The 11,277-nt window shown below is 38.5% G+C and carries 11 protein-coding genes; 1 reads left to right on the top strand and 10 read right to left on the bottom strand.

The window, feature by feature from the left end; translation table 11 throughout:
* From tnpB to EYW48_RS18345, 3 genes are all read right to left on the bottom strand, one after another.
* The coding region (tnpB, locus tag EYW48_RS18355; protein WP_277432807.1) for an IS66 family insertion sequence element accessory protein TnpB at positions 1 to 340 on the bottom strand (340 nt) is incomplete at its 3' end.
* Positions 337 to 657, bottom strand: coding sequence for a hypothetical protein (locus EYW48_RS18350; protein ID WP_096036147.1), 321 nt, complete (start codon positions 655 to 657; stop codon positions 337 to 339). The genes EYW48_RS18350 and tnpB, both read right to left, overlap by 4 nt.
* A gap of 161 nt (positions 658 to 818) precedes the next feature.
* Complete coding sequence (locus EYW48_RS18345; RefSeq protein ID WP_277432806.1) at positions 819 to 3,098, bottom strand: beta-prism lectin domain-containing protein; 2,280 nt, start codon at positions 3,096 to 3,098, stop codon at positions 819 to 821.
* A 310-nt stretch (positions 3,099 to 3,408) separates the two neighbouring features.
* Here EYW48_RS18345 and EYW48_RS18340 point away from each other — a divergent pair, with 310 nt between their 5' ends.
* Positions 3,409 to 4,560, top strand: coding sequence for a glycosyl hydrolase family 28-related protein (locus EYW48_RS18340; protein ID WP_277432805.1), 1,152 nt, complete (start codon positions 3,409 to 3,411; stop codon positions 4,558 to 4,560).
* A gap of 70 nt (positions 4,561 to 4,630) precedes the next feature.
* On the opposite strand, the gene EYW48_RS18335 is transcribed toward EYW48_RS18340, so the two are convergent.
* From EYW48_RS18335 to EYW48_RS18305, 7 genes are all read right to left on the bottom strand, one after another.
* Positions 4,631 to 5,431 carry an RbmA protein gene (locus EYW48_RS18335; protein ID WP_277432804.1) on the bottom strand — a complete coding sequence of 267 codons (801 nt, stop codon included), beginning with the start codon at positions 5,429 to 5,431 and terminating at the stop codon, positions 4,631 to 4,633.
* A gap of 283 nt (positions 5,432 to 5,714) precedes the next feature.
* A complete protein-coding gene (locus tag EYW48_RS18330) occupies positions 5,715 to 6,461 on the bottom strand; it encodes a WecB/TagA/CpsF family glycosyltransferase (protein ID WP_053310294.1) in 747 nt (248 codons plus the stop codon).
* Positions 6,439 to 7,437, bottom strand: a complete 999-nt coding sequence (locus EYW48_RS18325; RefSeq protein ID WP_277432803.1) for an acyltransferase family protein — start codon at positions 7,435 to 7,437, stop codon at positions 6,439 to 6,441. Before EYW48_RS18325 ends, EYW48_RS18330 begins: the two co-directional genes overlap by 23 nt.
* Positions 7,430 to 8,596 (bottom strand): aspartate-semialdehyde dehydrogenase, encoded by a 1,167-nt coding sequence (locus EYW48_RS18320; protein WP_277432802.1) that lies wholly within the window; start codon positions 8,594 to 8,596, stop codon positions 7,430 to 7,432. Before EYW48_RS18320 ends, EYW48_RS18325 begins: the two co-directional genes overlap by 8 nt.
* Positions 8,596 to 9,675: a glycosyltransferase family 4 protein gene (locus EYW48_RS18315; protein WP_277432801.1), complete on the bottom strand. Its 1,080-nt coding sequence runs from the start codon at positions 9,673 to 9,675 to the stop codon at positions 8,596 to 8,598. Before EYW48_RS18315 ends, EYW48_RS18320 begins: the two co-directional genes overlap by 1 nt.
* On the bottom strand, positions 9,672 to 11,012 hold the full coding sequence (gene vpsH / locus EYW48_RS18310; RefSeq protein WP_277432800.1) for an exopolysaccharide biosynthesis protein VpsH: 1,341 nt from the start codon (positions 11,010 to 11,012) through the stop codon (positions 9,672 to 9,674). Before vpsH ends, EYW48_RS18315 begins: the two co-directional genes overlap by 4 nt.
* Positions 11,012 to 11,275: a hypothetical protein gene (locus tag EYW48_RS18305; protein ID WP_277432799.1), complete on the bottom strand. Its 264-nt coding sequence runs from the start codon at positions 11,273 to 11,275 to the stop codon at positions 11,012 to 11,014. The genes vpsH and EYW48_RS18305 overlap by 1 nt, the downstream gene beginning before the upstream one ends.
* Positions 11,276 to 11,277: the final 2 nt, after the last annotated feature.

Below are 11,277 nucleotides of genomic sequence, written 5' to 3'. Positions count from 1 at the left end.
AGTTGTCTATTTTTATCGGTTTATGGCCGATTATCGTGAAGCCAGATAACAGTCTATCTAAGTCAAATTGAGTCAGGGTGTAGACCTGCTTTTTCTCTTGAGTGGGCCATTTGAATTTGGCTTTTTCCAACCGTTTGTACCACAGGGCAAAGCCCGTTTTATCCCAGTACAACACTTTGACTTTGTCGCGTTGTTTATTGGTAAACAGGAATAGCGCACCTGTACCTAGCGGCAAATCGGTTTCGGACTCGATAATCGCTGCTAATCCATTGATGGATTTTCTAAAGTCCACGAACTCTCGATACAAGTAAATATTGGGTGCACTAAGCATTCTCTTCATGACAGCACTCCGATTAACTCGGCTAAGTAGGCCACAGGTGTTCCCTGGGGAATGCTGAGTTCAACATCATTAATGGATAGCGTCATGTTGGCGACGGGTGCTTGAGCCACTTGGTAGCGAGTCGTTTTTTCGATAACTTCTGCTCTAACAAAGCCACCGATATTGGCTGACTCCGTAGTTTGTAACTGCTGGCGTTTGGCATAAAAAGTAGAAAGACTTAACCCATTACGCTCACAGAAGACCCGCTGTGATAGATGACTGGATTGGTATTGCTCGAACAAGGTTTGCCATTCTTGGTTGGTGCGTCGTTTTACCATTTCAAATCTCCTTGAGGTTGGAGGTTTGATCGTATAGCGTGCTGAAGTTGATTAGAATGCGGTGTTTATGACGCGCTTACGGGCGTGCTCAGAAAATAACATCGATAAAAAGAAAGCCCCAGATCAACTGGGGCTTTTATCAACAATACAAATTTTGACTATTAATTCAGTTCAAACTGTAACCCTTCAACCAACCACCCTTGGCTCCAAACATTAACTTGCTTAATAGTTTTACCCTGTGGGATGTGGAATGTGTCAGTTGTTTTACTTGATGCGTAGTTCTTGGACCCCATTGCGACAGAATACCCATTTTCATACGTAAACTTCAACGCAACGATATGGTTCCCCCCCCAATAGTAAGCCCCCCAAGTCACTTCAATAGCTTTGACTTGACGAAGATCAACCGCTCTTCTTAGCGCACCACCGTTACCACCCGCAAGGTTATCTAACGATGTACCTACCGCGTCTATCGCCAGACCAGAGCGAATAAACAGTTTTCCATCACTCTTAACCGTGTGTTTCGTAGCCTGACCCAATTCATAACCAAAAATTGGTGATTGTAAGTTTGTGGCACCTCTGAGCGTACTAGAACGATAGGTATTATGAGTCAACCAACTTGGCTCTGCGCTGGTAGGCATTGTTCCATCTTGGTTTACATTAGAAATATGGAATGAATGTTGATTCCAAATTCGTGTTGCATTCTTCCAAGGCTTACTAGAATCTGCCGATTCATAAACATAAACACCGTGGTTGATCGCAGTAGCTTTATTATAATCATTCGCCACAACAATCAGTTCTGCATTGTCATCGCCCGCTAGGTCAACAACAATTGGGTACTCCCATAATGTGTTAGTAGAATTAGCGATAACGGCAAGCTCTTTACCAGTACGTCCGTCAAGGATGCGGACTCTTTGGATGTCTTGAACTAAAACCTCATCAATTCCGTCATTATCAAAGTCGTATGCTGATACACCGATTTTGCCGCTGTTCATATCATCATTCGGCGATGACCAAACTAGCTCACCGTTCTGATTGTACATATCAACGGCAGCATAGCCCGCATAGACAATGCCTTTTACTTCATTGCTAGTAGTATTTGATGCAAACTCAAATTGCAAACCACCAATTAACCAACCAGCAGTCCAAGCTTTTAGTCCCTTGATGCTTGAGTTTTCAGGAACGGTTAAACGTTCCGTTTTCTTATAAAACGCATAATGTTTCGAGCCCATTGTAGTGCTCGTGCCATCAACAAAATTAAAATCTAGCGCTAAAATATGATGGCCACCCCACCAGTATCGACCTGAAGTAATATCGATAGATTTCACTTTAGAAAGATCAACAGGGTTGTTTAAATGACCACCATGCCCACCCACTAAAGAATTTGCATCACTACCAACCGCATCGATCGCCGCGCCAGAACGCACCCAAAGCTGGCTATCCGAAGTAAAAGCAATGGTAGAAGATTGCTTATGATGCGTATAACCAAAAACTTTTGATTGGCTCGACACTTGCGGTACTTGAGGAGAATCTGCACCTAAGAAATTTGCAACAGCCTGCACGCCACCACCAGGGTTCGACAAGTTATTAATTTCCCATTTAGTTGACCCATCATGTTCCAAAACAGCGAAAGAACTGTTGGCAGCATTAGAATATGAAGCCGGTACTGAAACCACAACTTCAGGGCTGTCATCACTATCGAGATTTACTAACGATGAAAACCAAACCATATCATTGGCTTGATATTGCCAATCTAAAGCGCCACTACTTTGATAAAGTGCACCACCAGAAAACACTTCTTGAACTTGGTCACCATCAAAGTCACCACTGATAGAAGATGGTGCCCATGAATGGCTAAATAACAATCCGGTATCGTAGTTGTATACACCATCGGCAGATAAAATTTCTATTGATGAATCACCGTCTAGATCTGCTAACGATATTTCGCCGATAGAGCGCCAGCCAGTTTCTGCTTTTAAAATTTGCTTCTTAATATTACCAGTGTTGTCTAACACATTGATGTATTGACTAACAGCAGTGGTAGTAACAATCTCGACTACGCCGTCACCATCTAAATCGGCTACTGCAGGTGAATTTCTTGCTTCTGCAATAACTCCACCATTAGCGTAAGTCCATAATTCTGAACCATCAACACCACTTAAAGCTCGGACAAGTCCACCATTTGCATACTTATTACCTTCGAAGGTCACCATGATAATATCAGCAACATCGCCATTATCGATTTTACCATCGCCATTATCATCGTTAAGTTGTGCCACTACAGGAGTCATCATCACCTGTACTGATTCAGGTTTAAAGGAACTTCCGTTCCAAGACCATTTTAACTGTGTAGATATATCCGCTATATCTGTCGTTGTGGCATGAACCACGGCGCTGCTCAACGACAAAATGCCGATAGCAAATGCAAAATATTTTGATGTCATGGGAAAGCATCCCTCTGCTATTTATATTATTCTTTGTCAAACCAATATAAATTTGACTCGATTTATTTTATTGGTAGGACAACCTAGCTACGGTTGTCCCTTGCTTCATTAATAGTGCGAGTGGATTATCAATAGCGGAAAGGATCTGATCAACTCAAATGCTCCGATTCGACGACTCATTTATGAGACGTCTCATACATAAGACAGGCTACATAGTTTTTTATCTAGAATCTTAATCACAATTAATAAAGAACCTGAAGTAGTGATACTCTAGTTATATTCCATGATATGAATAAGGGACTTAATTTTCATGAAAACAATAGTGCTACTATCAGTATCCTTAAGCTACCCAACAGCAATGGAACCACTGGTAAATATTTACTCAGTAACCCAATTTGGGGCAATCGCTGATGATCAAAAAGATGATAGCGGTGCGTTTCAAGACGCTCTATCAACATTACAAGATGGCGATACTTTAATCGTACCCGATGGTCACTACCTACTATGCAATACAATCAGTTTGCTAAATAAGAAAGACGTATCAATCATAGGGATCGGTAAACCAGAACTGAGCAAATGTGCCCCATTTTCTGGAGAGTACTTATTCTATGTAAAGTATACCGACGGATTATGGGTCAATAACCTTACTTTTAATGGGTTGAATAATGGCGACATTGAACCAGTTTGGGGAGAGCAAGGGCTCTACCTTGCAAGCACGGCAAATAGCTACATCGTAAATAGCCATTTTCGATATTTTGGAGATGCAGCTTTACGGCTAACAACGAGTGCAGATGAAGAAATGTATGCAGTCACTTCAAATAACATAACCGTTATGCAAAATACTTTTGAGAATTGTGGGCAAGTAACAACGACACAAGCCACTGCGGGTACACAGTTAGGGGGGAGTAAAAATATACTATTTAAAGGTAACAACTTTAATGGCTGTACATTAAAGTTATCTTCAAGAACAGAAGTCTCTAATGCGAAAATTCTAAACAATACATTTCAAAATATAAATGGGACAGCCGTTGAGTTGAGTTATTATTCGGATGTTTTATTTGAAAAAAATAAAGTGAAAAATGTCAATGGTTTCCTAATCAATGTATATCCAAATACAAGAGCAGAAAAAAACGTTAAATGGGGTGACATTCGTATTAATGACAATGTATTTGATGGTTCAGAGCAAGGAATTCGATTACAAAGTTTCGTCAATACAGAGAATTCGGTAGATCCGATAAGAAACATATCGATAACCAATAACATGTTTCAAAACATTAAATTTGATAACGTTAACGAGAGTAAATACCGTTCTATAATACGAACGTTAACTCAAAACAACGAATTATCCTTTTCTAACGTAACTATCAAGAATAATCAATATCGTTTGGAAGATAGAACAACATTTATATCCATCGATCCTAAAACAAAAAAGATCGATATTGAAGAGAATCATCCACTATAGAATTTGGCTGAAAATAACTAAGGCCGACTATATCAATAGAGTCGGCCTTAATTTATTAACTAAATAATAGTTATTCTTTCACAACAATAATTGAGCGTTCAACGCGTTTGCCAGTAGCCGTATCATACATTTGAGCAATAAAATTATATTCACCAGCAGGGTAACTAGCATCAAATTTGAATCCGCGAGATTTAGTATATGAATCTCCCGCATTGATATCTAGAAAAACTCGAGATTGTACTGGAATGTTCAAACCTGCGGGACCTTCGGCAGTAATCCAAAATTCAACGTTAGCAGCAAAGTCTCGTGCATTATTTATTTCTACGAATAATGGAACGAATCCACCATCACTAGGAACAGAAGTTTCAAACGCCAATGCCGTATTTAGAGTTAATCCATCCAAGTTTGCAGCATTTAAAAGATCGACACCTTTGGCAAACTGGGTTGTTTCTTTGAAAATTTGGCCTGTTTCAGTGTTAACACCTTCAATCGACACAGTATACAAACCATTGTCCATATAATCACGAACCCAAATGCCACGACGTAATTTTAAAGCAGAGCCGCTTTCTACAGAATCAGCTTCAAATTCAGAACTATTGACTTGTACAACAGCTTTTGCTGGAAAAACAAGACCTTTAGGACCTTTTACTGAAATCCAATATTTTAAGTCTGCAGCATCAGTACCAGCGTTTTTTACAGTCACATCAGCGACAATATAGCCACCGACTTCGGTCAATTGCTGTGTAGATAATTCGATAGACGTAGCTATTTTTTCTATATCAGCAGTAGTCGTTTCACTAGCAGATACAGTTGAAAAAGGGGTTGCCAGCATTAAACAGCCAACTAACAAAGAAGATGATAATTTGTTCATTTTTGCACCATAAGTGATTGATAGAAAATTCCGTACTTCATCGAGAAAGAGCCTATCAGTCGGATATTTATCATTCAACATTCGAATAAGATTGAGACATTCATTTAAAAAAATTTATCAACAAGTTTCTTTTGTTACATTCAATTTCATAAAATTGAGATTAAACTCACAATAAAAGGTAGTTGTAAAGTTTAGTTGAATTGGGTGAAATTAAGATAAAAGTTATTATTTAAAATCAGCATAGAAAATGACAATTCTAAGCAAGCGTAAAATGTAATAAAAATCACTTCATTTTAGCTTTTAGCAAAAGCCAAGCAAATTTACTGTTTGTGATTAAGTATCTTTTCCACATCCTACGAGGCTCTTGGATAACCCGATATAACCACTCCAATCCTGCATTTTGCATCCATTTTGGTGCGCGATTCACCTTACCAGCAACCACGTCGAAAGTACCACCGACTCCCATGACAAAATCGACACCCAATTCATCTCTCCATTTATTAATGAAATTTTCTTTTTTTGGAGAAGTAATTGCTACAAACAACAATTTGGCACCGGATGCTTTAATTTTCTCGACCAGAGCCTGCTCATCATCCCAAAAGTAACCATGGTTATGGCCCGCAATCAATAAATTAGGATGCTTGTGCTGCATAATCGTCGATGTTTTTTCAACGACTTCCTGCTGTGCTCCTAAATAAAATACTGAGAATTTCTCTTGTTCAGCCATTGCATTCAATTCATAGAAAAGGTCAACGCCAGCAACACGTTCTTTAACATCAAATCCTAAGAATTTTGCTCCCCAAACAACCCCCATGCCATCAATATTAACAATATCACACTCGGTAACTGAACGATTAAGCTCAACATCACTGCGCATATTAACGATTTTTGCCACATTGACGACCACATGCTGTGTAAACTGTTTACTAAAAATCCTACGCTTAATAATATCGACGGTTTCGTTCATGGTCAGTACATGCATCGGTGTGTCTAAGAACTTAATCGATTTATTTAGTAACTCGCTTTCCATAACCTCTTCCTAATAAAAAACCAAAATATTTATTTAAAAAAACATGAATAACACTACAAATCAATATCGCAACCAATGTATTTATTAACGGTAAAAAAAATTCAAAGGATGAATTTCGAAAAAAGACCTTTTCGAAAGCATGAAGAAACCTTAATACAATTAAATGCAATGGGAATATTGTAATAGATGCAATAGATAAAAACTGTAAGGTTTTTGAATTCCCTATAATACAAGATATTAAGTATGTAATCAGAGAACCCAATAATGCATTGATTAGAAAAAGGGAAAGGTGCTCGCCAAAAATTAATGATCTAATGTCTACTTTTGAATTCAGCATACTCAAAAAAATAAAAAACAAAGATGCAACGATCAATAAAGTGTATTTTGAGCTCCCCATAAATATTGAAGCATCTAAAACATTCTTCCTTTTTATAACTCTTCCTATAAAGAAGTATAGCCCTGATACGACTGATACATCTAAGCACCAATACAGACTAACCTCATCTAGATCATAAATTGAAATAATCAATGTAAGAAGTAGAAAGATAGCTACTCCTAACCAATCATAGCGTTTATCTTTAAAACAGCAATCAACAACTGACACTACAATTAACGCAGGGAAAAACCATAGCACGCCATTGATCTGCAATTTATCACGTTGTAACAAGAGCAACTCTTTGAGAGGCAAGTACCAATCTACTTGTGATGCACCACCGTTACCAAAGAGGTTTAAAGGCAACCATGACAAGTAAGACACCAAGTAGAAAAAGAGAAAGGGCAAAAACAATCTACTCAGTATTTTTCTATACGTCGTCAATGAATTAACCGAAAGAAAGCCGGAGATCATGAAAAACAATGGCATATGAAAGGAGTAAATCAAAGTTAGTATATCTTCGCTCACCCACAAACAATGACCAAAAACAACCAATATAATACCAATTCCTTTCGCATTATCTATTTTAAAGTCTCTAATCACCACAGATTTCCTTTAGATAAAGAGAAAATGAGTAGTACATCCAGGCTTGCGTCCAACGAATATAATTGATCTTATTTTCGAAGCGTTGAGTTTTTTGATAAAGAAAATGTTGTTTATTTTCAATATATAAGTCATCAATTGCTTTGTTAATGATTTTTTCAGCTAATTCCTTATCTTCTTTCTTTTTTCCAACTTTGAGTAGCGTAATAATACCTTGTGCCACTGAGTGTGGATCTAGTGGGTATCTGTTATTATCATAATACTTGGCTGTACCATCTGACTCGAAGAAAATATTTTTATAATATGTAAGCCCTAATTCTATAGTGCTATCAAATATATTGGTATTTAAAGATTTTTGAATTTCATAAAGTGCTTCAAGGTTATACCCAGTATGGAACCCATCAATAAATTGATGATGATGCCTATCGCCATAAACCCAACTGCCGTTAGAAGCCTGTTCTTTGACACTTTGAGATGCTACTTTTAACGCAAGCTCTGCATAATATTTATTGCCAGTTTTACTAGCAACAAATGCAACCCAAGCCGCTCCCCACAAACTGGCATTATGAACAAAAGCTATTTCTCCAGGGATGTAAGCAAAAAACTTTCTCGCTTCCAATGTTGTGTATAAATGATTAACAATGAAATCTGCACTGCTTAGCGCTATATCCATTAAATCTTCACGACCTAAATGAGCCCCTAAATCATAAAGAGCACGACTGACATAGATAGTCGTAATCACATTAGGTTTACCTTTAGGTACAAAAAAAGCTCTCGCTTTCCAATCAAAATGGTAACCCCAGCAAGCTGCCCCCCATCGTGCTTTGTCACAGCACTGAGTCACTAACCAGTTAGCAAGTGATTCGGCTTCAATCAATAATGCTTTATCTCCCGTGACCTTGTATTGCTCCAACATACCAAGAATAAATAGAGCAACTCCTTTAGGATTACGCCCTTCAGGTACACCTAGAATCGGACGCATATTAATAGGAGAACGTTTAAAAAATTGAATCCAACAAAGGCCTATGAAAGAGTCGCGAAGTGATGGAAATGCATTAAACCAACGTGAATTTAAACCATCGAATGGATCGTACCCCGCAAACTGATGAGACTTAGCTTGCTCAAAAATGATATTTTGTATCTCAGCAATTTTTTTCATTACTCTGTATCCAATACTTCTTTATAAATATTTTGTAGCTGGGGAATAATTGCTTTTATCGAAAATCTATCTTCGAATTTATTTTTGGCTGAAATGACGAATTGGCGATTAACATCTCGGTTATTAATAATAGATATTAAAGCTTGAGATAAGTTGTAAATATCACCGGCTTCAACTAACAAGCCATCAATATTATTGGTAATAGCATCTGGAATACCGCCTGCATAACTTGATACTACAACAATTTCAGCGGACATCGCTTCCAAGATCCCCATAGGAAATCCTTCGTTATAACTCGGTAAGCAATAAACATCAGTCATCTCTAGCAGCTCCATTTTTTCAGTGCCACTTATCCAACCTAGAAATTCTACAGAACCATCAATACCCAACGTTTTCGCTTCTTGCTTATATTCCTCGACATTTCCATCACCAGCCATTTTAAGCAACGCATGAGGGCAAACTTGTTTAACTATTTTAAAGGCATGAAGAAGATCTAATGCACCTTTACGAGGCCCAATTCTACCTAAAAAAGCTATGACTCCTGGTTGGGCATTCGAACGCTGTAACCGAAGAGATGGAACTGCATTGTAAAGAACTTTTACATGGTCACTTTTGCTTAACGTTTCATTTGCCCAAGAAAGCCAGTGTGTTGATAAGACAATAACGACATCACAAATTTCAAAAGTATGTCTGATATGAGCTTGTTTGCGTTCATCACATTCATTGGCATAAAAGTCTCTAAATTCAGCACCATGTAAATGTAATATAACTTTAGCTTTAAAAGCTTTAGCTATCCTAATAAGAAGAGACTTGCGCTGATAACTGCCTCTGGAAGCCATATGGATGTGAACTAGACCAATATCGTAAAATATAAAATATGAGATCAACTTTATCGTTGCTAATAGGAATAATGCAAATGCCCCAATTTTTCCGAATCTATTTTTAGTAGAATGTGTTGAAATTAATTTGACGTTGTTATTAGCAAAGAAACCAGATTCTTTGTATACATTTAAGACCGTTGCAATCCCACCTTGGCCATTTAGATCCGTCGCTACGGTTAAATTTATTTTTTGTTTCACTTCACATCCTTGACATTACATATCGCTTGTCTAATTTTCCCATTTTTTGTTCTAGGCAATGCATCAACATATTTTACGATGATGTTCATTCTTTCACCTAAGCGCTCTTTGGTGTTGCTAATTAATTGGTTTTCTTGCAAAGTGCCAAATATTGATTCGTCTCTAACTGTCCAAACTTCAACTTCTTGGGCCTTGTGTTGAACAAATTGACAAGCTAATAAACCATCAATCCCTTTCGGTATGTGATTCAGGATATGTATTTTTTGTCCATCTTCGCCAAGTAAATAATCACCAACTCGGCCTTCAATTCGTTTAATTATTGGATAGAATCTCCCACATGGACACTGCTTCTCGTCAGACAGTACGACATGGTCACCAGTTTTGTATCTAACTAGAGGAAAGTAGCTATTATTGAAATTAGTGCCAACAATTTCATGAGTACCATTTCCTGCATCTAAAAATTCAACCTGCGAGTAATCGGTGAGAACGTGATAACGACCATGCTCACAATTAGCAATTGCAGCAACCCTTTCAAATAGGCCATACCAATCAAACACTTTACAGCCAAAGCGCGTCTCAATGACTTGGCGATCTTCTGCAGACAAAGACTCTGATGAAGTAATAATGGATTTGAGCTTCGCCGGATAATAACTTTGGTTAGCCTCTAAATAGCGGGCTAACGTAGCAATCGAAGAAGGATATGCTTGAATCACCTCAACTCCAAAATCGACCATGGCTTGCAGATAACTAGGTATCGTTTGCGATGTAAGATGGAAAGATGAAAGCACTATCATCTGTTCAAACCAAGAGTAGCGCCAAAACGGCCCCTGCTTTTGACTCAGTGGCACCACCATATCGCCACGGATCCACGCCCGCTTATCGCCTTTACTGTAGCCAGCCCAAGCCAACTGTCTTTGAACAAATGCTTGTTCACGGATCACCGAGCGCATATCTTGTAAGATGATAATTGGCGTACCAGTCGTACCACTGGTCGCTCCTTTTACTACCATTGACGGCTTGTTCTGCGAGATAAACTGCTCGTGGTCATGACGCAATACCGCTTTATCTAGATATGGAAAATCCTCAAGCTCAAGATTGGGTAAGTCTAAATTCTGATAAAACGGCACATGATTACGAGCATTAGCTAAGGTGTTTTGAAGCTTATCTCGTTGGTAATCGCCTAAATGGGTGCGCGAAAACTCATTAGCCTGGATCTCTTTTAGCACGGCGTGCATCTCGCCATTTTCTCTGACCATTTTACGTGAAAGCGCCCGCACAGAAAGCATGACATTTTGCAGCCAGATTGGCACCTTGACATAGATTGAACTAGTAAACATCAGTAAAAGTCCTTTAGATTAATGCTCGTTTTGATCACTTTGGCTGGGATTCCGACCACTACGCTGTAGGCTGGAACATCTTCAAGCACTACGGCATGAGATCCGATCACCGCCTCATCCCCGACACGAATATCACCCTGCATTTTTGCACTGGTCGCTTCGGATTGGCTATAAACCACACAGTTATAAATCATACTATTACACACCAGAGGTAATAGCAGTAAGTGATGCTTGAAGAAATGCTCTACCAGATACAAACACATTT

Origin of the sequence: Vibrio sp. 1180_3, assembly GCF_029478545.1 — a bacterium.
Classification (GTDB): Bacteria; Pseudomonadota; Gammaproteobacteria; order Enterobacterales; family Vibrionaceae; genus Vibrio; species Vibrio aestuarianus.
This window is presented reverse-complemented; position numbering and strand designations above follow the sequence as displayed.